This is a genomic window from Aeromonas sp. CD, assembly GCF_033349375.1.
In the GTDB taxonomy this organism is placed as follows: domain Bacteria; phylum Pseudomonadota; class Gammaproteobacteria; order Enterobacterales; family Aeromonadaceae; genus Aeromonas; species Aeromonas hydrophila.
Window position 1 is genome coordinate 4,835,001 of the sequence record NZ_CP137631.1, and the last position, 24,952, is coordinate 4,859,952.

23 protein-coding genes (1 of these 23 running past the window's edge) are annotated in these 24,952 nt (G+C 62.1%); 6 read left to right on the top strand and 17 right to left on the bottom strand.

Features of this window, described 5'->3' with window-relative positions; genetic code table 11:
* The 4 genes in view from R2E40_RS22670 to R2E40_RS22685 are tightly spaced (each overlapping or abutting the next) and all read right to left on the bottom strand, a layout consistent with a single transcriptional unit that may run on beyond the window.
* Positions 1-208: the 5' portion of an ExbD/TolR family protein gene (locus tag R2E40_RS22670; protein ID WP_005321875.1), read on the bottom strand. It extends 194 nt beyond the left edge of the window; only the first 208 of its 402 coding nucleotides appear in the window; it begins with the start codon at positions 206-208; its stop codon lies beyond the left edge, outside the window.
* Positions 205-735, bottom strand: a complete 531-nt coding sequence (locus R2E40_RS22675) for a MotA/TolQ/ExbB proton channel family protein (protein WP_005307253.1) — start codon at positions 733-735, stop codon at positions 205-207. The genes R2E40_RS22670 and R2E40_RS22675 overlap by 4 nt, the downstream gene beginning before the upstream one ends.
* Positions 732-2,039, bottom strand: a complete 1,308-nt coding sequence (locus R2E40_RS22680; RefSeq protein WP_318164433.1) for a MotA/TolQ/ExbB proton channel family protein — start codon at positions 2,037-2,039, stop codon at positions 732-734. Before R2E40_RS22680 ends, R2E40_RS22675 begins: the two co-directional genes overlap by 4 nt.
* Positions 2,036-2,797: a DUF3450 domain-containing protein gene (locus R2E40_RS22685; protein ID WP_166464693.1), complete on the bottom strand. Its 762-nt coding sequence runs from the start codon at positions 2,795-2,797 to the stop codon at positions 2,036-2,038. The genes R2E40_RS22680 and R2E40_RS22685 overlap by 4 nt, the downstream gene beginning before the upstream one ends.
* A gap of 209 nt (positions 2,798-3,006) precedes the next feature.
* On the opposite strand from R2E40_RS22685, the gene R2E40_RS22690 reads away from it, so the two are divergent.
* On the top strand, positions 3,007-3,783 hold the full coding sequence (locus tag R2E40_RS22690; protein ID WP_016352388.1) for a helix-turn-helix transcriptional regulator: 777 nt from the start codon (positions 3,007-3,009) through the stop codon (positions 3,781-3,783).
* Positions 3,784-3,847: 64 nt separating this feature from the next.
* Here the strand turns inward: R2E40_RS22690 and glmS are convergent, their stop codons facing one another.
* Positions 3,848-5,680, bottom strand: coding sequence for a glutamine--fructose-6-phosphate transaminase (isomerizing) (gene glmS, locus R2E40_RS22695; RefSeq protein ID WP_318164434.1), 1,833 nt, complete (start codon positions 5,678-5,680; stop codon positions 3,848-3,850).
* A gap of 55 nt (positions 5,681-5,735) precedes the next feature.
* Positions 5,736-6,509 carry a DeoR/GlpR family DNA-binding transcription regulator gene (locus R2E40_RS22700; RefSeq protein ID WP_017410463.1) on the bottom strand — a complete coding sequence of 258 codons (774 nt, stop codon included), beginning with the start codon at positions 6,507-6,509 and terminating at the stop codon, positions 5,736-5,738.
* Between the two features lie 123 nt (positions 6,510-6,632).
* Between R2E40_RS22700 and blrA the strand changes: the two genes are divergently transcribed.
* The 5 genes from blrA to R2E40_RS22725 all read left to right on the top strand — a co-directional run bounded on the left by blrA (position 6,633) and on the right by R2E40_RS22725 (position 12,676).
* Positions 6,633-7,307 carry a beta-lactam response regulator transcription factor BlrA gene (gene blrA / locus R2E40_RS22705; protein ID WP_016352391.1) on the top strand — a complete coding sequence of 225 codons (675 nt, stop codon included), beginning with the start codon at positions 6,633-6,635 and terminating at the stop codon, positions 7,305-7,307.
* Between the two features lie 34 nt (positions 7,308-7,341).
* Positions 7,342-8,763 carry a beta-lactam sensor histidine kinase BlrB gene (gene blrB / locus R2E40_RS22710; protein ID WP_318164435.1) on the top strand — a complete coding sequence of 474 codons (1,422 nt, stop codon included), beginning with the start codon at positions 7,342-7,344 and terminating at the stop codon, positions 8,761-8,763.
* Between the two features lie 75 nt (positions 8,764-8,838).
* Entirely contained in the window at positions 8,839-9,633 is a 795-nt protein-coding gene (locus R2E40_RS22715; protein WP_029305121.1) for an OXA-12 family class D beta-lactamase OXA-950, read from the top strand.
* A gap of 118 nt (positions 9,634-9,751) precedes the next feature.
* Complete coding sequence (gene creD / locus R2E40_RS22720) at positions 9,752-11,101, top strand: cell envelope integrity protein CreD (protein WP_318164436.1); 1,350 nt, start codon at positions 9,752-9,754, stop codon at positions 11,099-11,101.
* A gap of 177 nt (positions 11,102-11,278) precedes the next feature.
* On the top strand, positions 11,279-12,676 hold the full coding sequence (locus R2E40_RS22725) for a DUF4832 domain-containing protein (protein ID WP_318164437.1): 1,398 nt from the start codon (positions 11,279-11,281) through the stop codon (positions 12,674-12,676).
* A 30-nt stretch (positions 12,677-12,706) separates the two neighbouring features.
* Here the strand turns inward: R2E40_RS22725 and R2E40_RS22730 are convergent, their stop codons facing one another.
* The 11 genes from R2E40_RS22730 to R2E40_RS22780 are packed head-to-tail and all read right to left on the bottom strand — an operon-like array spanning position 12,707 to position 24,935.
* Positions 12,707-13,108, bottom strand: coding sequence for a hypothetical protein (locus R2E40_RS22730; RefSeq protein WP_318164438.1), 402 nt, complete (start codon positions 13,106-13,108; stop codon positions 12,707-12,709).
* The gene (locus R2E40_RS22735) at positions 13,101-14,231 is read right to left on the bottom strand and encodes a glycosyltransferase family 4 protein (protein WP_318164439.1); all 1,131 of its coding nucleotides are present in this window, start codon (positions 14,229-14,231) and stop codon (positions 13,101-13,103) included. Before R2E40_RS22735 ends, R2E40_RS22730 begins: the two co-directional genes overlap by 8 nt.
* A complete protein-coding gene (locus tag R2E40_RS22740; RefSeq protein WP_318164440.1) occupies positions 14,218-14,721 on the bottom strand; it encodes a serine acetyltransferase in 504 nt (167 codons plus the stop codon). The genes R2E40_RS22735 and R2E40_RS22740 overlap by 14 nt, the downstream gene beginning before the upstream one ends.
* 1 nt (position 14,722) lies before the next feature.
* On the bottom strand, positions 14,723-15,934 hold the full coding sequence (locus R2E40_RS22745) for a glycosyltransferase family 4 protein (RefSeq protein ID WP_318164441.1): 1,212 nt from the start codon (positions 15,932-15,934) through the stop codon (positions 14,723-14,725).
* A gap of 5 nt (positions 15,935-15,939) precedes the next feature.
* Entirely contained in the window at positions 15,940-16,941 is a 1,002-nt protein-coding gene (locus R2E40_RS22750) for a glycosyltransferase family 2 protein (RefSeq protein ID WP_318164442.1), read from the bottom strand.
* Complete coding sequence (locus R2E40_RS22755) at positions 16,938-18,317, bottom strand: capsular biosynthesis protein (protein ID WP_318164443.1); 1,380 nt, start codon at positions 18,315-18,317, stop codon at positions 16,938-16,940. The genes R2E40_RS22750 and R2E40_RS22755 overlap by 4 nt, the downstream gene beginning before the upstream one ends.
* Entirely contained in the window at positions 18,314-19,528 is a 1,215-nt protein-coding gene (locus R2E40_RS22760; RefSeq protein WP_318164444.1) for a hypothetical protein, read from the bottom strand. Before R2E40_RS22760 ends, R2E40_RS22755 begins: the two co-directional genes overlap by 4 nt.
* A complete protein-coding gene (locus R2E40_RS22765; RefSeq protein WP_318164445.1) occupies positions 19,525-21,669 on the bottom strand; it encodes a polysaccharide biosynthesis tyrosine autokinase in 2,145 nt (714 codons plus the stop codon). The genes R2E40_RS22760 and R2E40_RS22765 overlap by 4 nt, the downstream gene beginning before the upstream one ends.
* A 15-nt stretch (positions 21,670-21,684) precedes the next feature.
* Positions 21,685-22,224, bottom strand: a complete 540-nt coding sequence (locus R2E40_RS22770) for a polysaccharide biosynthesis/export family protein (protein WP_043164346.1) — start codon at positions 22,222-22,224, stop codon at positions 21,685-21,687.
* A 1-nt stretch (position 22,225) separates the two neighbouring features.
* A complete protein-coding gene (locus R2E40_RS22775) occupies positions 22,226-23,548 on the bottom strand; it encodes an outer membrane beta-barrel protein (protein ID WP_318164446.1) in 1,323 nt (440 codons plus the stop codon).
* Entirely contained in the window at positions 23,532-24,935 is a 1,404-nt protein-coding gene (locus tag R2E40_RS22780) for an undecaprenyl-phosphate glucose phosphotransferase (RefSeq protein ID WP_318164447.1), read from the bottom strand. Before R2E40_RS22780 ends, R2E40_RS22775 begins: the two co-directional genes overlap by 17 nt.
* Between the last annotated feature and the right edge of the window lie 17 nt (positions 24,936-24,952).

The window sequence follows — 24,952 nt, forward strand, 5'->3', positions numbered from 1 at the left end:
TCTGCCCCTGGGCACCGATCGCCAGCATGATGCTGGAGGACTTCTGCGCCTTGGCCTGACTGGCCTGGGGCCTGTGCACCTCGAGCCCGGCTTCGCGCACGAAGGAGGTGGTGACAATAAAGAAGATCAGCATGATGAACACGATATCCAGCATGGGGGTCATGTCGATCTGCACTTCGTCACGCTGGCGTTTGGATTGCCGTCTCATTGCATTACCTTCTCTTCTCGCAGGCCGTCCCGGGTTTTGGCCAGCGCACGCTTGGCCTGGCTCTCGAGCCGGCTGAGTAACAATACGCCGGAAAGCGCGACCACCATGCCAGCCATGGTGGGGATGGTGGCACGGGAGATCCCGCCCGCCATGCTCTCCGGGTTAAAGCGGTTGGCCGCGGCCAACGCATCGAATACGCCTATCATGCCGGTCACGGTACCCAGCAACCCCAGCATGGGGCAGAGCACCACCAGGGTGCGGATGAAGATCAGATGACGGTTGAGCTCAAGCTCGGCCTCGGCCAGCCAGCGCCCGCGGATCGCCCGAGCGTGCCAGCTGTGGCGCTCGCTGCGGGCCTGCCAGCGGCCAAGCAGCTGGCGCTGCAGCGGGGCAAACCCCAGGTTGAGGTAGAGCAGCCGCTCGATCATCAGAATCCACATCAGCACCAGCAGGGCCAGAATGACCCAGAGCACCGGGCCGCCACGGCCCATGAAACTCTGCAGCTGTTGCCAGATGTCGAGCATCATGCCGCCCGCTCCATCCCGTCACGGTTGCTTTCGGCCCGCTCGGCCAGAATGCCGGCTACCTGCTGCTCCAGCACGTTGGAGAGTTCGGTGAAGCGGGATTGCAGCAGGCTATGGGCCAGGATCAGCGGAATGGCCGCCACCAGACCCTGTACCGTGGTGACCAGCGCCATGGAGATGCCGCCCGCCATGATCTTGGGATCGCCGGTACCGAACTGGGTGATGGCCTGGAAGGTGCCGATCATCCCGGTCACGGTGCCGAGCAGGCCCAGCATGGGGGCGATGGCCGCGATCACCTTGACCATGCCGATGCCGCGCTCCATGCGAGGGGTCTCCTGCAGGATCGCCTCGTCGAGACGCAGCTCGAGGGTCTCCATGCTCAGCTCGGGATGCTTGTCGGCCACCGTCAGCACCCGGCCGAGGGCGTTGTCAGCATGATATTCGCCGCTCTTGAGCTGGCGGCGAACCCGGCCCAGCTCGCGGGAGAGGCTCCACAGCCTTACCCCGGCGATCCCCAGGCCGATGGCGGCCAGCAGCACTATGATGGCGCCGACCTGGCCACCCTGCTGGACTTGCTGCCAGAAGGTGGGGGCTTGCGCCAGCATCGCCAGCAGGGTGCCGTGGGAGGGATCCAGCGGCAGCGCTTCCCCCTCCTGACCCTGATAGGCGGCCGCGGCGGAGAGCACGCTGCCGGGCAGACCCAGCACCGGGCTCAGGCCTTCGGCGGTGGGTTGCAGGAAGCCTGCGCTCCCCAGCAGGGCGAAGCTGCCGACCCGGGTCAGCGGCTGCTCGCTGGCAGCCCCCTGGGCATCGAGCACCTTGCCGTCGAACTGGGCAACCCGGCCCGATTCGCGGATCTCTTGCAACAGGGTGGCGGGCAGCAGGGCGAGGGCGGCGCGATCCGGTACCTGCTTCTCCTGCGCCATGGCCTTGAGCGGGGCGAGGCGCTCCGGGTACTGGCCCTCGACGGCGGATTCGCTCAGCAGCTTGACCGCATCGCTGGCCCCCTGGCGGGTCACCGCGAAGATCTCGTTCATGTCGCCGGAGGCCTGCTCCCACTGGGCGTTGAGCTCCACCAGCTGCTTCTCGTTGCCGGCAAACTCGGCCACCAGCTGCTTGCTGAGGCTCTGGGCCGCGGCCAGCTTGGCACGGGCACTGTTCAGCTCCTTGGAAACGGACGCCAGATCCTGCTGGGCCTGCTGCTCACGAGCCTGCTCCTGCTGCTGCCAGGCTTCATCGGCAACGGCGGCAGTGGTGCCCAGAGAGAGGGCGATGGCGAGGGGGAACCACTTCATGGTGACGCTCATGACTGGGCCTCCTGACCACGGCTGACGGAAAGGGGGACATTCAACAACTGGGGAACCTTCTTGTCGGCAGCCATCTCCAGCGCCTCGGCGATGGGAGAGAGCCACTGGCTGTCGAGAGCCTGCCACTGCTTGCTCTGCGCAGACCAGCGCCACGCCTGTGAACGATCGGCGGTCATCGCCAGCAGGGAGACCCGGCCCACCGCCAGCACATCGACCCGGCGCGGTGCGCCGTCCAGCGCCAGCTCGGTAGAGTAGCTATCCAACCGGCTGCCGTATTCGGCTTCAATCTGGTAGGCCTGCAGCAGCTGGCGGAACTTCTCCGCCTCGCTCACGTCGGCTCGAGCCAGGGTCGCTTTGAGCTGTTCAACCCGCGCCAGGCGATCTTCCTTGCGCAGCGGCATGTCATTTTGCACCAGCTGCTCCAGATCGGCCTGCATCTGCAGCATCAGCGGGATCAGGCCCTGCCGGGTCTCCTGTACCGCCTCCAGCTGCTGGCTCAGCTTGCCCAGCTCATTTTGCTGATCGGCCACCAGAGACTGCATGTAGCGGTTGTAGGCTTCCAGATCACGCAGTTGCAGCTGGGCATTTTGCAGCTCCAGCCGGGCGGCAACGGCCGCATCGGCGGCTTTTTCCACGCGCTGCTGGGAGGCTTTCCCGGCGGCGATGCTGTTTTTCAGTGCCGGTGCGACCAGCTCGTCGGCGCCAGCAGCGAAGTGGACTGACAGTGGCAACAAGGCCAAACCCCAAAACTTATTCATGATATAAATCTTAACAATGATAACTATTCTCATTGTCTCAAAGAGTGGGGGCAGTGGCAATCAGATGATTTTGTTGGCCTTCGGCCGAAAAAACAGGATAATTTTTAAGCAAGCACGGGAGTCACTGGCGTTGGTTCTCACCACACCAAATTAATAAATAAAAAATATCTTTTCGATCAATGTGATAGAGATCGAAAAAGGAGAAGTTCATGTTCAACGATGCGATCTGGGAACACATCGATCGGTTCACCAAGGCCAAGAAGACCAGCGACATCCAGCAGCAGCTGGAGCGCTTCAGTCATCAGATGGGCTTTGATTACTTCCGTTTGCTGATTATTTTCCCCATCAGCATGCAGAAATCCCATGTGGCGTTGTTCAACAACTGCCCCACCAGCTGGTTCGATGCCTATTCGGAGCGGCACTACCTGACCCAGGATCCGGTCGTCTTCCTGGGATTGAAGCAGACCCAGCCCATCTTCTGGAACAAGCTCGACTGCGACTCTCCCTGGCTGCCCAGCGCCAGCCGGGAGGTGATGAACCTGGCCGCCGACTTCGGGGTGAGAAACGGTGTCTCCTTCCCGCTGCACACGCCGCAGGGGGAACACGGCATCCTCTCGTTCATCAGCAAGGAAAAGTCCAATTCCGACCTGATGTTTGAAAACGTTCCCTTGCTGTCGTTCTGCGCCAGCTACATCTTCAACTCGGCGCTGCAGCTGATAAAGAGCAGGCCGGATCTGATGAAGTACCTGACCGAGCTGTCGGATCGGGAGAAGGAGTGCCTGTTCTGGGCCAGCGAGGGCAAGACCTCCTGGGAGATCGCCACCATCCTCGGCATCAGCGAGCGGACCGTGAACTTCCACCTCAATCAGGTCACCAACAAGACCGACTCGAAGAACCGCAACCAGGCGATCGCCAAGAGCATCTCCAGCGGCATCATAGTGCCCTCGCTGGACGACGTGACCATCACCAACCTGCGGCTGTCATAACAGCCACTCGAGCAGACAAACAAAAAGAGCCGCAATGCGGCTCTTTTTCATTTCCGGCGACGGCTTATTCCACGGTCACGGATTTTGCCAGGTTGCGCGGCTGATCCACGTCAGTGCCCTTGATAAGGGCGACGTGATAGGAGAGCAGCTGCAACGGCACAGTGTAAACGATGGGGGCTATCATCTCTTCCACATGGTTCAGGCTCATCACCCGCATGGTTTCGTCGCTCTTGAAGCCGGCGTCGGCATCGGCGAACACATAGAGGATACCGCCGCGGGCGCGCACCTCTTCCACGTTGGACTTGAGCTTCTCCAGCAGATCGTTGTTCGGCGCCACCACTATGATGGGCATCTCAGCATCGATCAGCGCCAGCGGGCCGTGCTTGAGCTCACCGGCGGCATAGGCCTCGGCGTGGATGTAGGAGATCTCTTTGAGCTTGAGTGCCCCTTCCATGGCGATGGGGTACTGGCTGCCACGGCCCAGGAACAGGCTGTGGTGCTTGTCGGCAAACTCTTCGGCCAGGGCTTCGATATCCTTGGCCAGCGCCAGGCTCTCCTTGATGCGCAGCGGCAGGGCTTGCAGCGCCTTGACCAGCTCGGCCTCGGCGGCGGCGCTCAGGTTGCCACGGCAGTGACCGACCGAGGCCACCAGCATCAGCAGACCAGCCAGCTGGGTGGTGAACGCCTTGGTGGAAGCCACCCCGATTTCGGCACCGGCCCGGGTCATGAAGGCCAGATCCGACTCACGCACCAGAGAGGAGCCCGGCACGTTGCAGATGGCCAGCGAGCTCATGTAGCCGGACTCCTTGGCCAGCCGCAGGGCGGCCAGGGTGTCGGCGGTCTCGCCGCTCTGGGAGAGGGTCACCAGCAGGCTGTTGGGGCGCACCACCGACTTGCGGTAGCGGAACTCGGAGGCGATCTCCACGTCGCAGGAGACGCCGGCGATCTCTTCAAACCAGTAGCGCGCCACCATGCCGGAGTTGTAGGAGGTGCCGCAGGCGACGATCTGGACGTGCTCGACCTGGTCGAAGATGGCGCGGGCACCGTTTCCGAACGACTCTATCACCACGTGATCCGAACCCAGCCGACCTTCCAGGGTATTGGTGATGGCCTTGGGCTGCTCGTAGATCTCTTTCAGCATGTAGTGACGGTATTCACCCTTGTCACCGGCATCGTGGGAGAGCTCGGACTCCAGCTCCTCGCGCACCACGGCCTCGCCGTGGGTATCGAAAATGTGCACGTCGCGGCGGGTCACTTCGGCCACGTCACCCTCTTCCAGGAAGATGAAGCGACGGGTCACCGGCAGCAGTGCCATCTGGTCGGAGGCGATAAAGTTCTCGCCGATGCCGCGACCGATCACCAGCGGGGAGCCGGAGCGGGCCACCACCACGCGGCTGTCGTCACGGCTGTCCATCACCACGGTGCCGTAGGCGCCGCGCAGCTGCTTCACCGCGACCTGCATGGCCGCCAGCAGGCTGGGGGCGGATTTCAGCTCGTGGTGCACCAGGTGGGCAATCACCTCGGTGTCGGTGTCGGAGCTGAACACATAGCCCAGCGCCTTGAGCTCTTCGCGCAGCTCTTCGTGGTTCTCGATGATGCCGTTGTGCACCACCACGATATGCTCGGAGACGTGGGGGTGAGCGTTGCGCTCGGACGGCTCGCCATGGGTAGCCCAGCGGGTGTGGGCAATGCCGGTACCACCGTGGACGGACTGCTCTTCCAGCGCCTTGGCCAGCTCGGCCACCTTGCCCAGACGACGCACCCGCTGCAGCGGCTGGTTGGCGCTGAACACGGCCACACCGGCCGAATCGTAGCCACGGTATTCCAGACGGCGCAGGCCCTCTACCAGGATTTCAGCCACATCACGTTGGGCGACGGCCCCGACGATGCCACACATACACTTCTCCTTGAGACGTAAGACGTTAATTCGATTGGATAATGTTTTGTTCAGGTCAAACGGCCACGGGGGCGCAAATCAGCTGGATCCCCCTGGCCTGGATCTGTTCTCTGGCCGCACTGGCCAGCCCCTCGTCGGTCACCAGGGTATGGATGCCGGACCAGGGCAGTTCGAGATTGGGGATCTTGCGGCCGATCTTCTCCGACTCCACCATGACGATGACCTCCCGCGACACTTCGGCCATGACCCGGGAGAGGCCAACCAGCTCGTTGAAGGTAGTGGTACCGCGTTCCGGATCGATGCCGTCGGCACCGATGAACAGCTGGTCGAAGTCATAGGAGCGCAGCACCTGCTCCGCCACCTGCCCCTGAAAGGACTCGGAGTGGGGATCCCAGGTGCCGCCGGTCATCAGCAGGGTGGGTTCGTTCTCCAGTTCGCGCAGGGCGCCGGCCACGTTGAGGGAGTTGGTCATCACGATGAGGCCGCGCTTGTTGCCCAGCATGGGGATCATGGCGCTGGTGGTGCTGCCGCTGTCGATGATGACGCGATTGTGATCACGGATCCGCTCGGCGGCCGCACGGGCAATCGCCAGCTTTCGTTTCGAAACTTGCTCGGGATTGCTCTCCACCACCATCTCGGAGGGCAGGGGAACGGCACCGCCGTAACGGCGCAGCAGCAGGCCACCGGTCTCCAGCACCGCCAGATCTTTGCGGATGGTCACTTCGGAGGTGGCGAAGTGTTTGGCCAGGGCATCGACGCTCACTTCACCCTGCTCCTGCACCAGACTCACTATGGTGTGACGGCGCTGCTGAGTATTACGTTTGGTCATCTTTAAGTTTCGATTCGAAAGAATGACGAAATATTAATACCTTTTTTGAAAAAATCAAACGGCAAATAGGATCCGATTTGGTTCGATGCCAGAATGGGGCTGCTGATTTGCGACGAGGATGCCATGCAAAAACGAACCATCTGGCTGGTGGAAGATGAAGCCAGCATCGCCGACACCCTGATTTATGCGCTGCAGACCGACGGTTTCGAGGTGGAGTGGTTTTCCCTCGGCCAGCCGCTGCTGGCACGACTGGAACAGACACGCCCCGACTTTCTGATCCTGGATGTGGGGCTGCCGGACATCAGCGGTTTCGAGTTGTGCAAGCAGGTGCGGGCGCTGTGCGATACCCCGCTGATGTTTCTCACCGCCCGCAGCGAGGAGATAGACCGGCTGATCGGACTGGAGATCGGAGCCGACGACTATGTGGCCAAGCCCTTCTCGCCACGGGAGGTGTGCGCCCGGGTGCGGGTCATCCTGCGCCGCAGCCAGCCGGCCACGCCCCCACCGAGCCAGTTGCTGGCGCTGGACGAGGAGCGGGCTCGCATCAGCTTTCACGGCCAGCCGCTGGCGCTCACCCGTTACGAATACCTGCTGCTCAAGACCCTGATGCAGGCGCCGGGCCGGGTCTACTCCCGCCAGCAGCTGATGGATCTGGTGTGGAGCGGGGCGGAGGAGAGCCTGGATCGGACCGTCGACACCCACATCAAGACCATCCGCGCCAAGCTGCGGGAGCGGGATCCCCACGCCAACCTGATCCTGACCCATCGCGGACTCGGCTACAGCCTGGAGCTGGCATGAACAGAGGATGGCCTGACACCGGCCGGAGGACGCCATGAGGATTGGGCTGCAACTGCTGTGCGGGCTGGTGCTGATCTTCGCGCTGGCCGCCTGGTTCGTGCTGGAGATCTTCGTCGAGGAGATCAAACCCGGGGTGCGCAGCGCCACCGAAGATACCCTGGTGGACATGGCTCAGATGCTGGCACCGCTGGCACTAGATGACCTGCAGGAAGGCAAGATGGCGGATGGCCGGCTGGCCAGCGCCTTCGCCCGCCTCAACCAGAGCCCCATCAACGCCCTCATCGACGGCCACCTCAAACAGCAGGCGGAGTACCGCATCTATGTGGTCGATCGATGGGGCAAGGTGGTCTACGACTCGGACGGGGTGGATCTGGGCAAGGACTATTCACGCTGGAACGATGTCTATCGCACCCTGCGCGGGGAATACGGCGCCCGCAGCACCCGCAGCGACCCCGACGATCCCGCCAGTTCGGTGATGCACGTGGCCGCACCGCTGCGGGAGGGGGACGACATCCTCGGCTCCCTCACCGTCGCCAAGCCGAACCGCACCCTGCTGCCCATGATAGAGCGCAGCGAACACCAGCTGCTGCAGGGGGCGGCCCTGCTGCTGTTCATCTCGCTGCTGATCGGCGCCCTGCTGGTATGGTGGCTCAACCGCGCCATCGGCAAGCTGGTGCACTACGCCGATGCGGTCAGCCAGGGTCAGCCCGCCAGCCTGCCGCGCCTCTACAGCCCGGAACTGGATCGGCTCGGCCGCTCCCTGGAAACCATGCGTCGCCAGCTGGACGGCAAGGCCTACATCGAAGCCTATGTACACAGCCTGACCCACGAGCTCAAGAGCCCGCTGGCCGCCATTCGCGGGGCAGGGGAAATACTGGCCGAGGCGCCGCCACCCGAGGTGGCTACCCGTTTTATCGGCAACATCAATCTGGAGACAGCCCGCATGCAGCAGCTGATCGAGCGCATGCTGCAGCTGGCCAAACTGGAGTCGGGGCAGGGGCTGGACAGACAGGCCGTCGAGCCGGCCAGGCTGGCCAGACGGGTGCTCGATGCCCGCCAGATCCTGGCCCAGCGCCGCCAGGTGACCCTGCACGCCGAATTGGGGGAGGCCCAGAAACAGAAGTGGGACTCGCTGCTGGTGGAACAAGCACTCGGCAACCTGCTGGACAACGCCCTCGACTTCTCTCCCATCGGCGGCACCCTGGCGCTGAGCGGGGCCATGGAGGAGGGGGGTTACTGCTTCCGGGTGCGGGATCAGGGGCCCGGCATTCCGGACTACGCCCTGCCACGTATCTTCGAGCGCTTCTATTCGCTGCCCAGACCCGACAAGGGCAAGAGCAGCGGCCTCGGGCTCAGCTTCGCCACCGAGGTGGCGCGCCAGCACGGTGGCCGGCTGACCCTCGCCAACCAGCCTGACGGCGGAGTGCTGGCCGAGCTCTGGTTGCCGGCGGGCTGACACTTCACACTGGCCACATAAAGCGGCGCTATGCTGATGTTTTCCCAGCGAACTCAATGTGCTCAAGGAGACCCCATGTCCCGCCTTCTGTTATCCGGCCTGCTCGGCGCAGGCCTGCTGTTCTCGCTGCCGGCCAGCGCCGCCACCGGCTGCTTTCTCTATGCCGACGGCAACGGCCAGACCCTCTCCAGCGAAGGAGATTGTTCAAGCCAGCTGCCACCCGCGTCCACCTTCAAGATCCCGCTGGCGCTGATGGGCTACGACAGCGGCTTTCTGGTGGATGAAGAGCACCCGGCACTGCCCTTCAAACCCGGTTACGACGACTGGCTGCCCGCCTGGCGGGAGACCACCACCCCACGCCGCTGGGAAACCTACTCGGTGGTCTGGTTCTCCCAGCAGATCACCGAATGGCTGGGGATGGAGCGCTTCCAGCAGTACGTCGACCGTTTTGACTACGGCAACCGGGATCTCTCCGGCAATCCTGGCAAGCACGACGGCCTGACCCAGGCCTGGCTCAGTGCCAGTCTCGCCATCAGTCCACAGGAGCAGGCCCGCTTCCTTGGCAAGATGGTGAGCGGCAAGCTGCCGGTGTCGGCGCAGACCCTGCAGTACACCGCCAATATCCTCAAGGTGAGCGAGATCGACGGCTGGCAGATCCACGGCAAGACCGGCATGGGCTACCCGAAGAAACTGGATGGCAGCCTCAACCGGGAGCAGCAGATCGGCTGGTTCGTCGGCTGGGCCAGCAAGCCGGGCAAGCAGCTCATCTTCGTCCATACCGTGGTGCAGAAACCCGGCAAACAGTTCGCCTCGCTCAAGGCCAAGGAAGAGGTGCTGGCCGCCCTGCCGGCCAAACTGAAAACCCTGTGATACCCAGACCGGCGCCAGGCGCCGGTTTTTTTATCCCCCTTCACCCCCGCTTCACACAGCCCCATCTCCGCTTCACCCACGACCGCCACACTCGGTTCCATTAACAAGGAGATGTGTCATGGTCAAACAGATATTCAGCCACAAGATCTTTCTGCTGCTGTTGCTCAGCCTGCTGCTGATGGTGCCGGTGCAATCCATCATGGAGCTGAACCGGGAGCGCCAGGCCTATCGCAGCCAGGCCATCCACAGCATCATGGCCAGCAGCAGCGGCCCGCAGCGACTACTGGGGCCGGTCGTCGTGCAGCCTTATACCCGCACCGTCACGGTGGAGCAGGATGGCAAGCGCTTCGAGCGCAAGCTGCAGCTCTATCGCTACCTGCTGCCGGAACAGCTGGACGTGCAGGCCAGCATGGAAGTGACCCCGCGCAAGCTCGGCATCTACCAGGCCCAGGTCTATCACACCCGGCTCTCCCTCTCCGGGCGACTGCCTGCCGAACTGAACGGTAAAACCCTGATCAGCGGCGAGCCGGATCTGACCGTCGATGGCGCCGATCCCGCCCTGGTGGCAGGCAAACCCTATCTGAGCCTGGTGTTGTCAGATGCCCGCGGCATCAACCGGGTGCCTGAGCTGCAACTGGGGGAACAACGCATCCCGTTTGCTCCCGGCGCCCTGCTGGGTGACGGGCTGGCCGGTATCCATGCACCGCTCGCCGCCCTGCCGGGAGCAGACGGTGCCTTTCACATCGAGCTGGATCTGCAGGGGATGAACCAGCTGGAAGTGGTGCCGCTCGGCCAGGACAGCAGGCTCAACCTCGCCAGCAACTGGCCCCACCCCAACTTCATCGGCGACTTTCTGCCGGGCAGCCGCACCCTTACTGCAAGCGGTTTCGAGGCCAGCTGGCAGAGCAGCTGGTTTGCCACCGACATGGAGAGCCGTTTCAACCGGATGATGAAGGGCGTCAGCGGCGATCAGCCTGCCTTCAGCGTCAGCCTGGTGCAGCCGGTGGATCACTACCAGCAGAACGAGCGGGCCGCCAAGTATGCGCTGCTGTTCATCGGCCTCACCTTCCTCAGCTTCTTCATGTTCGAGCTGCTCAAGGGGCTGCGGGTGCACCCGATCCAGTACGCGCTGGTGGGCATGGGGCTGGCCATCTTCTATCTGGTGCTGCTGGCCCTGACCGAACACCTCGGCTTTGCCTGGGCCTATCTGATTGCCGCCCTGGCCAGCGTGGCCCTCAACGGCTTCTACCTCAGCCATGTGCTGGGCGGCCCCAGACAGGGGCTCGGCTTCACGGCCCTGCTCGGGCTGGTCTATGCCATCCTGTTCGGCTTGCTGCAGGCCGAGGAGATAGCCCTGCTGCTCGGCGCCCTGCTGCTGTTCGCCATCCTGGCGCTGGTCATGGTGCTGACCCGCAAGCTGGACTGGTATCGGGTGATGGGCAGCCAGTCTGAGACCTCAGCCAGGTAAGACACGATGACCACCATGGAGAGCCTGCTCCATGCCTGTCGGCTCAGCCTTCCGTCAAAGCCTGACTGACGTGACATAAGCCCCAGTTGGTTCTTTTTAAAATCCCTCGAACCGACTGGGTCTTTACCGGACAATTACTTAGCATGTACTCAATACCCCACACGCATAGGCAACAAGATGAAGATGCATCAGGGCAGGCTCCTGCTCTACTCGGGTTTGCTATGGGCCCATGGCGCTCTGGCAGGCACGCTCACCCTGAATCCGGAGCCGGTCAATGACCTGCTGAACAACCCGGGAGTCGGGATCGAGGAGTTTCACGACAGCTGGGGCCAGACCCTGTCCCTGGAGCAGCACCCCACCACCACGGTCGACTACTTTCGTTTCTACTGGAGCGAGCTGGAGCCCGCAGAGGACCAATACAACTTTGCCCTGATCGATAACGCGATCGCGCAGGCACAGCACGAGACGCCCAGGCAGATGGTGGCACTCAGGGTCATGACGCTGGATGAACCCTTCTCGGGCAGCAAGATCCCGGGCTGGCTCATCGACAAGGGGATCCGGGGGGAGTGGGTCAATGATCACCAGACCTTCGTGCCCGACTATGGCGACCCCCTGTTCATCGAACGGAGCAAGCGGCTGTTTCAGGCGCTGGGGGCTCGTTACGATGGCAACCCGGCCCTGAGTCACATCGACATCGGCATGATAGGTTCATGGGGCGAATGGCACATGAGCAATTTCCCGGGCCCGACGCTGGAGCAACGCTACTCCAGCGCCCTGCTCAAGCAGTATGTAGATCTGCAGATGGCGGCCTTTGCCAAGACCCCCAGGCTGATGCTGATCAACCACCTTCCCATGTTCGAATACGCGGTGGGCAAAGGCGCCGGCTGGCGAGCGGACTGCCTTGGCGACTGGCATCACTTCTCCCAAAGCTGGAGCCACATGCGTGATGCCTACCCCGAGCGGCTGGCCAGTGCCCGGGCCCATGTCCCCGGCTTTGACACCAGCTGGCAGCGGGCACCGGTCAGTTTCGAGGTGTGCGGCAAGCTAAGCGAGTGGCCAAGCCAGCAGCAATACAGCCAGGAGGATGTGCAGGCGACGTTTGACTGGGCACTGGCCCAGCACGTCTCCACCATCAACCTGAAATCGGACCCGGTTCCGCCCCAGTACCGCACCATAGTCGACAATGCGCTGCGCAAGATGGGCTATCGCATCGTCCTGGATCAGCTGGTGCTGAAGGGGCCGCTGCAGCCGGGAACAACCCTGACCCTGAGTGGCAACTGGCACAACGAGGGAGTGGCGCCGGCCTACCAGAACTGGCCGCTGACCTACCGGCTGATCAATGACGAGGGCCAGGTCGGCGCCATGCTGGTGACGCGCAACGACATGACGCGCTGGATCCCGGGCCACGGCTTCACCACGCTGGACAGTCTGACACTACCAGGCAGGATGGCTGCTGGCCGCTACTATCTGGAGCTGGCCTTTATCGGCCGGGACAAGCAACCCGCCTTGCAGCTGGGGATCGCCGGGCGAGAAGATAACGGCTGGTATCGGCTGACCGAGCTCGACATCCAGTGAACAAGCAGGCTCCCTCGGGAGCCTGTTTCATCACGACAGACTCTGCTTGAACAGGTCCCATATCCCGAACGAGAAGTCCTTGAAGATGTCGATGCCAAGGGCGGACTTGATGAGATAGAGCAGCAACACTGTGCCGCAGAGCCCCGTCAGCAGCAACAGAGTGGTCAGCAGCACCTTGAGCTGAAAGCGCAGACCGCTCTCTCGCTGCGACCGGCGACGATCCCTGCCCATAAGCACCACCAGATAGCAGCGCCAGTTGCCGAGCCCGAACGCGCTGTTGACGTTGATGGCATGAGACTTGCCGTTGCTCATCACCCGCAACGCCTGCTCGATCCCGCTGCGCTGGGTCTCGCTCAGGCTCTGTGCCACCTCGGGCGCCAGGGCCCGGTAGAAGCGATCCATGACGCCATGTCGTTCCTGCTGCTTATTCACCTTTGGCTCCTTCTGCCCTAGCCAGCGCCTTGCGATACACCGCCATGGTCTGACCGGCAATCCGCGGCCAATCATACAACCTGAGATACTCGCTGTAGTCCACCGGTCCCAGCGTCAGCCGTGCCAGCAGCCGTTGCGCCAGCGCCGCCACATCGCCGGTGGAGAAATAGGCTGATGCCGGCAGCTTGACCGCCAGGTTGGCCGGAATGTCGCTCACCACCACCGGCAGGGAGAAGGACATGGCCTCCAGCAGGGCAATGGGCAAGCCCTCATGGTAGGAGGGCATGACAAACAGGGCGGCCTGGGAGAAGACGCTCACCAGCGCATTGCCGCTGAGAAAACCGGTTCTGATCACCCCCGGGGTCTCGTCTGCCAGCACCTTCAAGCGTTCGCTGTAAGAGGTCGGGTGATCGGCATCCCCCACCAGCACCAGCGGCAGCTCGGTTTCCAGCTGGCGATAGGCGGCAATGAGATCGTGCAAGCCCTTCTCTTCGACAAAGCGGCCAACCGCCACCAGATAGCCGCCGGGCTCTAGTCCGAAACGACCAAGGGTCGCGCCGATCGCCTCCGGGCCGGGCAGCTCGGCCGGCCTCACCCCGTTGTAGATCAGATGGGCATCCTGGCGATCGTATTCGCGGCGGATCGCGTCGTTGATCACTTCCGAGATGACGATCACCTCGTTGGCATAACGCACCGCCCAGCGTTCGCCAAGCCGCAACACCCACTTGGCCAGTCGCCCCCACTTCTGCCGGTCATAATCCGGACCGTGGTGGGTGAACACCACCTTCTTGCCGAGCAGCCGCAGCAGCGGCACGACCAGGCCGGGGCCGATGGCGTGAACATGCACCAGATCGCAGGGCTGACTGCGGCAGTAAAAGGCCGCGAGCAGGGAGTGAAGGATGGCCTCCAGCGATCGCCTCCTGGGGGCTGGCAATGCCTTGAGCGCCACACCTTCAAATTCCCCCTTGTCGTACTCCACATAGGGGGCACGCGCCAGCACGGTCGCGGCCAGCCCGAACTGGCGATGCAGTTCGGGGTAGAGAGCCTGGCAATGGGTCTCGACCCCACCCAGCACATGGGGTATGCCTCGGGTACCGAGTACGGTCACACTAGTCTGCTTCATGGTCTTCTCGAATGATTCTGGCGGGGTTGCCTGTGGCCACGGCCCGGGCCGGTACGGCGCGGGTAACGACTGCCCCCGCTCCAATCCGGGCATGGTCGCCTATGGTGATGGCGCCGATGACGATGACGCCGGTGCCAAACTCGACCCCGTCACCGATGACGGGGGAGCCCGCCAGGCCGCTGTGTCGATCCGGCTTGTTGCCCAGGGTGCAGTTGTGACGCAGGGTACAGTCACGCCCCATGCGTACCGCATCGTTGATGACGATATTCTGCGGATGATAGAGCCGCAGCCCCCAGTCGATCCTGGCTCTGGGGGAGATATCCAGCCCGCACACCAGCTTGAATCCCTTGAGCAACAGCAGGCTCGGCAGGCCTGCCAGGTTGCGGTCCTGATAGTAGCTCTGCCCCAGGCGGTAATTGAACAGAAACAGTCGGGCCGTCTTGCTCGGATTGAGGGCCAGTTCGGCCCTCAGCTGACGCCAGAAGCCCATGTTACTGCCCCTCCAGCAATGACTGATAGAGCGCCAGCAGGGCGCTTTGATGGCTGGCGAGGGAGTAGTGCGCGATCAACCGCTGACGCGCCGACTGTCCCATCTGCACCGTCAACGCCGGATCGGTCGTCAGCCGGTCCATGCAGCGGGCCAACGCATCGGCATTGCCGGGCTCGAACAGCAAGCCATCCTGACCGTCACGGATCTGCTCCGGAATGCCACCAATTCGAGCGCCGATCACCGGTTTGCCATAGGCCATGGCTTCCAGTACCGACATGGAGCAGTTCTCGTACCATTCCGATGGCACCACCACGGCCCTGGCGTGGCGCAGCAGCTCGAGCAAGGCTTCCCCCTGCTTGAATCCCAGCAGCTCGGCATCGGGGTAATGACCCCTGAGGTGTTCGAACAGGGGCCCATCACCGACGATCTTGAGCCCGGCCCTGTGCTGCAGCTGCTGATGGGCACGCGCCAGGGTCTCGACCCCCTTCTCCGTCATCAATCGACCGAGGAACAGGAAGTAGCCCTGATCCTCCCCGCTCTCGCGGCTCTGTTCCACATCGACACCATTGAGGATCACTTCGATGCGAGCCCCTGGCAGCCGGGTACGGATCATCTGCCCCATGAAGGCGCTCGGCGCGACGAAAGCATCGACACACTCATAGTTGCCGCGCCACTGCTGCCAGGCCGCCTCGGCGGAGAGCAGCAGGCTCTTGCCCCAGGATCCCTCCTGCCACTGGTAGCGAAACAGCTTGAGCCAGGAGCCCTCGATCCGCTTGAGATCGAAGGCAGCGCCCTTCACCAGCATGCTGTAGTTGGGGCAGGCCACCTTGTAGTCGTGGGCCGTCAACACAGTCCTGCAGCCAAGTTCTTTGGCCACCCGAATGATGCTCGGGGTGAGCTGATGGTAGATGTTGTGAAAGTGGACTATGTCGGGCCGCTCGGCCCGGATCAGGGCGGCCAGCCGATCACAGGCCTCCTGGTGGTGAATGAAGCGAGCGGCAATCTTCAATCGATCCAGCAACCCGTGGCGATCGTGATAGTCGACCTTGGTCGGGAAATAGTCGCTCTGACACGAGGGCAGGTTGTCCGGGTGCTGCATGGCAAACTCGATCACCTGGTGACCCGCCTGACGCACCATCTCCCGCTCCTGAAAGAAAACCGTCTCGGCACCGCCCTTCATGAAAAAAAACTTGTTGGCAAACAAAACCTTCACTGTGATTACTCCTGAATGAGGCGATGGGCGGGGGCCTGGCGGGGAGGTTGCTGGGGCAGCAGCAGGCCACGCCCCAGCCCGGCCGCATAGATGGAGAGATTCATGACGCTGCGCAGGGCATCGCCGAGGGAGCGGTTCCTGACGGTCTTGAGCGTGATAAAACCGAGTAGGGGGAGCAGCGCAAGCAGGGGCAGCCAGCCAGATGCACCGCCGCCCCAGCACAGCAGACTGATCAGCAGCACAAGCAAATAGAGCCCGAACAGCAGTTCGGAGCGGATCACGGTCAACGCCTCACGCCAATAGGGCTGGCGCCAGGCCGAGCGCACCAGCTCGCCACTGGCAAACAGATAGCCCATGCGCCAGCGATACCGGATGAGCGCCAGGGAGTCCAGGGTGTGGGATCGGTGAAAGAAGAAGGGCACATCCAGCCGTTCCAGGCGGTAACCCGCCTGACGCAGCCGGATGCCGAGCTCGGCCTCTTCGTAACCGTGCAGATTGCGATTGGTAAGATAGCCGATCTGCTCGATGGCGCTGCGCCGGAACAGGCCGCCACCGCACAACCAGCGGGAGGGGCCGAGCGGATAGATCTGGTGGATGCGCTGCTTGCGTGACTTGAACTCGTAGCTTTGGGCCTCATCCATCTCGGCTCGCCCCGCCACCCCGCCACAGTCGGCATGTGCCTGCAGGTAGGCGATGGCCGCCGGCATGAATTCAGGTTCCAGCGCCATGTCGCCATCGAGCAGCAGCAGATACTCCCCTTCGCTGAAGAGATAACCCAGCTGGGGCCCCACCCCGCAGCAGCGATCGGCCGGGTTCGTCAGGCTGACCACAGTCACCCCCAGCTCGCAGGCAATGGCCTGGGTCGCATCGGTCGACAGGCTGTCCGCCACTATGATCTTGTGGGGATAATCGCCGAGAGCAGCCCGAATGCTGCCTATGGTGCCGGCAATCCCTGCCGCCTCGTTATAGGTCTTGATGATGACGGAAATGAATGGCGGTGGCTTCATGATGCCTCACTTGAACAGCTGGCCTGCCGGACCGATGAACGGATCACCAGGGCAGCTCCCAGCACGAAATAGAAGATGAACTGCAGCACGGGGATCAGCATCAGCAGCTGGCTGTAGGGCAAGCTGAGCAGGCAGCCGATGCCAAAGGCGATGAAGGCAGGCTGGTAGCTGAGCAGCCGCACATCCGCCTCGCTCAGGCGGTCCCGCACGAACAGGGGGCGGGGGCGACAACACCAGAGCAGCAGCCCCACCAGACCGATGAACAGCACGGCCCCCACCAAGCCGACCTCCCACAGCAAGACGCTGAGCGAGGTGGAGTCCAGCAACACGTTGAACAGCGGATTGAGAAACCCCGGCATGGTGCTGCCGTGATTGGTGGTGTTGAGACCATAGCCAAACAGCAGATTGCTGAGACCATGGTGATCACCGTTGCTGGCCCAGAAGAAGAGGGTGGTAACCCGCCCCAGCTCACCGGTTTCCGGATTGATGTGGTTGGGATCGAACATATAACCGAGGGAGTCGATGAACAGATCGAGCGGCCCTTGCGGCTCCGCCCCCTCGAATGCCGACGAATAGGATGCCGACAGCAGGAGCATGGCGATGACAACCAGCCCCCCCATGGCCAGCACAATCAGCAACAGCCGCTTGATGTCATAATTCTGCATGCCCCTGACATAGCTGGGCGAAAGCCAGACCCAGGCCAGCAGCAATGGCGACAGCAGGATGATGAACTTCACCTCCCCCAGCACGCAGATAGCGAAAGCCAACAGAATGTGGAGCACGACCGAGCGCAGGGAGAGGAGGCCGTGGCGAAATTCGGAGAGCTTGACCAGCATCACCAGCAGGCAGAAAAAGCCGAGCGCCCCCGTATTGCCGCCCCCCATGGGATCGCCACCGAAGGTGCCGACCACCGAATCCCACTTCTCAAACTCGCCGTGCAGGGCAACCCGTTGCGGCACTATGACCAGCACCTGGAACAGCACCACGGGCAGTTGCAGATAGAAGACCCAGTCCACCAGCCGCATGATGCGATATATCTGCGACTCGCGACAGAAACCGAGCAACAGGCAGGGCAGCAGCAGAGAGAGCGCCAGCTCGTTCTTGAAGCCAATGAGGGTGACCATGGCCCCTTGTTGCAGCAGGGTGCCGAGCAGAGCAAGCAGCAGCAGCCCGCAATAGAGCGACAGCAGCACTTTCTCCTGATAATCCAGCCGCAGCGGGCCATAGCGAGTCTGCAGCGGCAGCAGCAACAGGGTGGTGATCGCCAGCAGGAATGGCAGCCAGAGGAAGGCGGTAATGCCGGTGGCATACTGCGCCAGGCCGCAAATGACCAGCGACAGCAGCAGGTTGGCCTGCATGATGAGCGCGCTGTTCACGAGGCCGGCTCCATTCGCCCTTGCAACTCGGCAGCCCGGCGGTTTACCCGCCTATAAACGAAGCCATAGCGCAGCGCCGTCAGCAGGGAGAACACCAGCACACAGAGGCCATAATCCTGTTGCAGCCAGGGCAGCAGCACGAAGGCGATCAACACCACCAGCAGTTGTTCAAGCTGGATCCGCAGGAAGTAGCCAGGCGAGCCAAACACCAGCTCGATCACGGTCAACGGGCAGACCGCCACCGCGGTGAACACATAGGGCAGCATGTAACGGGAGGTGTCGATGGAGGCGATCCACTCCGCATTGAAGCACCAGCGCATCACCAGCGGATAGCAGATGAGAATGCCCAGCGTTGCCGCACTGCCCATCACCAGCAGCAGGAGTTTCACCTTGCGAAACTCCTGCCCGTTGAAACGGTGCTGGCGAAAATCGTCCGACCATCGGGAGAAGATGGCGTGACGTATGGCGTTGCCGACAATGATCACGGGCGCCAGACAGAAGCGGTTGACCACCGCAAAATAGCCGGCCACCAGCGGCGAAAACCAGAAGTTGATGAGCAGGGTCGGCAGGTTGGCCGTGACCATGGCCAGCACCTCGGCACAACCTACCCCGGTCAGATGGGCCCGGTGCCGGGAAAAAAAACGCACCAGCTGGCGCGGGGTCAGCGCGGCACGCCATATATTGTGCCAGTCAAAGGCGCTCCCGAGCCAGCCGCCGATCACCAGCAGCAACAACAGCGCCCATGCCTGATAGAAGCGGCTCATGTCTGGCGCCAACAACAGACTGAGCAATACCACGGCAGAGGCACAGATCCGCTGCAAGCCGAGTCGTTGGTAATGACCCGCCCGCAGCGCCAGGTTCTCGGCTATCAGGATCAGTCCGTGCGTCACCGTCAGCAGATAAAGGGGCCACAGCGGCAGCGCAAAAAAGCAGACTATCCCCAGCACATAGGGGATGGGGATCAAACAGACCTGCAGCAGCGTGAACGTCAGGTTGGCAGGCAGTTCGGCCTCGTCCAGCTTGGGAATGAGCAGTTGGGAGGCAAAGGTGGCTATCTGGGCCCCAATCAGCACCACACTGTAACTCAGGGCATAGAGGCCCACCGCCGCCATGTCGAACTTGTGGGAGAGATACCAGACCGACAGGGCGCCGATCAGCTGGGAAAGCACGGAAGCGCCGCCTATGGTTGTGATGCTGCGCAGCAGTTTCATAATGCTCCCTGGCTGGGGGCACCACAGAGCCTCAGATTCTCGCCCCCTTCCAGCTGGCGCTCGGCTACCTGGGTCAGCACGGCCCCCAGAACGGGCACCCGGGTCGTCTTGAGTTGTTCCAACGCTGTCAGCACGCGCCCGGCGGGCAGCGCCCCGGACTGGATCACATGAATGGCCCCATCCAGCGGTTGCCCCAGCAGCAGGGCATCCTTGCCCAGCTCCAGCGCCGGCGTATCCACTATGATGCGATCAAACTGATGCGTCAGGGTGACCAACAATTCGGCCCAGAGCGGGGAACCCAGCAGCGCCAATGGCGACATGACCAGACGCCCCACCGGCAGCAGGGTCAGCCCCTCTTTTTGTACCAGACAATCGGCAAGTTCGGCCTCAGCCGCGAGCAACTCTGCCAATCCGGGCTTGACTGACGGGCCAACCAGCTGGCGGCTGAGGGTGCCGCGTCGCAGATCGCCGTCCACCAGCAGCACCCGCTCATGGCGGGCAAAGCTGGCAGCACACAGGGCCGCCAGGGTGGACTTGCCTTCCCCTTCGCGGGTGGAGGTGATCATGATGCGCTGCAGCGGGTTCGATTCCAGCCGCAGGATGGCGTAGAGATCATCCGCACAGGCCCCCACCCTGGGGTTGACCGACCCGGCCCGCAACAGCACGGATTGCTCCTGCAGGGCCGCCAGCCGCGGGATCTCGCCAAGCACCCGCACCCCGAGCTGCGGAACAAGCTGGCTCAAACGGTCCAGGGTATTGCGCAAGGCACCGGCGGAGATCACTACCAGCACGGCCACCATGCCAGCCATGATCAACACCATCAGCAGGAACAGCAGCTTGTTCGGCTTGGAGGGCAGCAACGGGACGGAAGCATCGTCATAGAGGATGGCACTCGGCTCGTGCAACTGGGCATTGAGCCGGGTCTCCTCCTGGCGACGGAACAGCTCGTTGTAGAGCTGGCGGGTCTTGTCGATGTTGTTCTTCAGGTTGTTATAGTCATCCTTCTTGACCGCCAGCGAGGCAAATTCCCGCTTCTTCTCTTCCAGTTGCTGCAGGTACTGCTGCTCCTTGTGCAGGGCACTCTGGTAACGTTCCTGGATCCCTCTGGCTATCTCGCGCAGCAGCCGGTCGGACTGGGTGTTGAGCGCCGTGATGCGGGCTTGCGCCTGCAGAATGCGTTCATGCCTGGGGCCATAGCGCTTGGAGAGTTCAGAGAGCGCCTGCTGCGCCTTGATGAGCGCGATACGCAGATCCTGCATCTGGGGGTGGTTGGATACTTCAGGCAAGGAGGCAAGCGTCGCCGGATCGCGCCCGCCATAACCCTGGATACTCTGATATTCGGCCTGGGCGGCCAACCGCCGCTCCCGCGCATCCGCATGCTTGTTGGTGATGATGCCAAGCTCTTCGGTCTGCAGACCATCGACCCCGCGAAAGGTCAGCAAGTCGTGGCTCGCCAGAAAATCGCCGAGCCGCTGCTCCTGGCGGTTCAAACTGGCCTTGACCTCCTCCAGCCGGGTCTGATTCCATTTGGAAGCCATGGTGTTGGCATCGACCCTCTCCTCCACACTGAGGGCGATATGGGTCTTGGCCACCTCGTTGGCCACCCTGGCGGCCAGCTCGGCGGAACGGGATTCGAAACCTATGCTGACCAGCTGGGTGTCGCGCACCGGCGAGACGGTCAGGTGCTTGGCCAGGTAATCGAGCGCATGCTGGTGACGCGCCGATTCACTCTCGATCTGGGGCTCCCGCACCAACCCCTTCAGCCGGGCCCACCAGCTATCCGGGTCAGGCTGACCATTGAACTCGGGCTCATCGGCCAGCCCCAGACTGGTCACCACCTTGTCCGCCACCCGACGCGACTTGAGCAGTTCGAACTGGGTGTTGTAGTACTCGCGCCGGCTGGTGTCGGCCCGATAGATGGGCTCGACGGGGGAGGCGCTGTCGGTGTCGGCTTTCAGCAGCAGTGCCGCACTGGCCTGATAATAGGGCGGCATGGCTAGGATGAAGGGCGCCGCCGCCAGTGTCATCAGCAGGGCAAACAGCACTACCTTCCACCAACTGGCCTTCAAGGCACGCCAGGGCGCGCTGAAATCGATGCGACTCTCGAGCGCACGGCCATTTTCAACCAACAATGAAGACATGAATGGAGTCCTGATTCAGAAGAAGCTTTGTTCTATGGTGATGATGTCGCCGGGATTGAGCCGCTGCTGCAGACTCACCTCTTCCAGCAACCTGTCGTCGCCGTTGAGGCGCAAGCTGATGTCGCGCCGAGCCGCCCGATCGGTGAATCCTCCCGCCAGTGCCACCGCCTTCTCCACCGTCAACCCGGGCTGATATTCATAGCCACCAGGCTGCGCCACCTCGCCCGCAACGAACACCTGACGGAAGGTGGTCACATTCACCGTCACCATGGGGTCGCGCAATACCCCTCGCTTGAGGCCATGCGCCAGGAAATCCGCGACCTCCGCCGTGGTACGCCCCATCAGCAGTACCTGCCCCAGGTAGGGATAATTGGCATGGCCGCTGGTATCGATCCTGAACTTCATCGACAGGTCAGGCTCGCCATAGACCCGGATCTCCACCTCGTCTCCCGCAGCCAGACGATAGATCTGCTGGGTGTTCAAGGGGTCTTGACCGGCCCAGCCTGACAGGCTGAACAAGCAGCCAAGCAGAAGCACCATCACGCTTTTGTTCATGTTAAATGGCTACCTTGAGTGAAAGAGAAAGCTGTTGTTTGTCATAACCCAGCGCCCGCCCGTAGCAGGCTGACCCAGAGCCACTGCCGATCTCGATGGGTTGTCCACTGAAACTGGACGTGGCATCGGCCAGCTGATAGCTCAACCCCAGGTTGATGGAGGGGCGTAGGTCATAGCTGAGCCCCATGCCCCAGCGGTGGATCTCATCCTGACGGTGGCGAGGGTCTTGACCACAGACAACCGACTGGTGATAGTCATCGTGGATATCCTGGTAAGAGAGCGTGGTCGCCACCCTGGCTGACCAGTAGTGCTGCCACTCGGCGCCATATTGCTGGCTGCTGACATAGCCGCCGTCACCGCCGGGATCACGGATGGTGCGGCTGGAGATCAGCGCGAAGTTGCTGTAGTCGAGTGGTTGCCATCCCAGACGCAGATCCCAGTTCAGTCCTCTGAAGCTCTCCGCCTGCGGATCGTTGATGAAACGCTTGTAGATCCCGCCGATATTGGCATCGATCCGGGTCTTGCCGGTCAGCTGGCTCATCACCCCTGTGATGAGAAAAAACTCGTCAGAGTCCTTGTTCGGGTTAGCAGGGTAGCGCCGCAGGTTGGCCTGCAGGGTGTAGCGAAAACGGCTGACATGGCTGACCTGATCGAACAGCTCGGCGATGGCCGTGTTCTCCTGCCACTCCTGCTCGGTCACGTAGCGCTCAAACCCATTCAGATAGTGCAGCTTGTCTGCATAGCGCATCGCCTTGCGGGACCAGGCCAGCTCCAGCTTGCCTCTGGCCTCGGGGGCGCCATAACTGTAACGCCCGCCCAGCTCGGTGCGCCTGAAGCGCAACGGCTCGGCGATGTTGAACCAGCCAAATGTGGCATCCCCCTCGTCGCCCTGCAGCAGGAAGCCTTCGGTAAGGCCCTCGCCACGCGCCTCGTGACCCAACCGATACTGGTACATCAGCTGAAAGGCGTTGCGCAGGGAGAAACGCCAGCTGCCATCGAGCTGAAGTTGATGATCCGCATAGTCATCGGCCCGGCTGCCGTCATAACGGCGATAGTCGCCCTGGTAGCTCAGCTGATAGCGATCCAGACCCCGCTCGCCCACCATCCGGAATTCCGGGGCGATCCCGATGAAATCGGAATCGATCGCCTGATGACTCTCACGCTGCCACAGCAGGTTGCTGTCATGACCATGACGGCTCTCCACCTCGATCTGGATCGCCAGGCCAAGCGGCCCCTGATGCGATACGGGAGTGACGTCGGCACGGACTGAAAGAGAGGGGGAGAGCAGCAGTCCGGCGCAAACCAGGCTAGTAAGCCGATGCACCAGTGAACCCCTTGAACACGGTCAGGAAAATGATCTTGAGATCCAGTCCGAGCGACCAGTACTGGATGTACTTGAGATCGAACTTTATCCGCATTTCCATCTTGTCGAGGGTATCGGTTTCGCCACGAAATCCGCTTATCTGAGCCAGGCCTGTGATACCAGGCTTGACCTTGTGGCGGAGCATGTAGCGATCCACCAAAGTGCGATACTGTTCGTTGTGAGCCACCGCGTGGGGACGGGGACCGACAATGGACATGGAGCCCTGGATCACATTGAAAAACTGCGGCAATTCATCCAGCGAGGTACGACGGAGAAAGGCACCGAAACGGGTCACTCTGCGATCCTCCCTGGTGGCCTGAGTCACCACGGCATCATTCTCCATGACCCGCATGGATCGAAATTTCCATACCCGAATCCGCTTGCCGCCCAGGCCGTAGCGATCCTGCTTGAACAGGACGGGTCCCGGGGAGGAGAGACGAACCCCCAACGCCACCAGCACCATGACGGGGGAGATGAGCAGCAGAATGAGCGAACCCAGCACCAGATCCTCGATCCGCTTGAGCAGGGCCGAGCCCCCCTCGAAGGGGGAATCGAACACGCTGAAGGTATAGATGTCGCCCACCCGTTTTATTTGGGAAACAGTCAGGCTGTACTCATAGAAATCGGGCACCAGATAGGTGTCGACCGTGGTATCTGACAGCTCGTACAGATAGTGATTGATGCGATCCCTGGCCGTCAGTGGCAGGGCCAGATAGACCTCATCCACCAACCCCTGACGCGCCAACGCCAGCAGTTTTTCCACTTCACCCAGCACAGGACTACGGGTCGGGTAACCAAAGCGATCCTCACTGCGGGCGTCAAAGAAGCCCAGCATCTGGATATCGTTGGTCGGGTTTTCCCACAGGGATTTCTCGATGGCGAGACCAGTCGGGGTGACACCTATGATGGCTACGCGCCGGCCATGAGACGGGGTACTGAAGCAGAGGGTTACCAGCCGGTACAACAGTCGATAGCAGGCAGAAGAGAGACAGGCCAGAGACAGCCAGAGCAGACCTATGTTCAGCGTAAATGCGTGATGAGGCTGGAAGAGAGGAACGAAACAGATAAGAAGATAAAGCAGAGAACCGGTCAGCACCCAGGTGCTGAACAGGCGCAGCAGAGACTGCGCCAGATGATTGCGAACCTGACTACGGTAGAGTCCTGTGTTCTGGGAAACCAGAAAGAAGACCACCATGCCCAGCGTAGCCAGGGACATCTCGTCCAATCCATGAAGCAAACCATAATGCCGGGACAGCAACAGCATGGAGATAAATATTCCCACCAGATCGACAAAGCGGGAAAACAGGCTGTGGCTTGCATCTGCAAGCCTGATGATTCGTTTGTTCATGGATGGCCTTCATACTG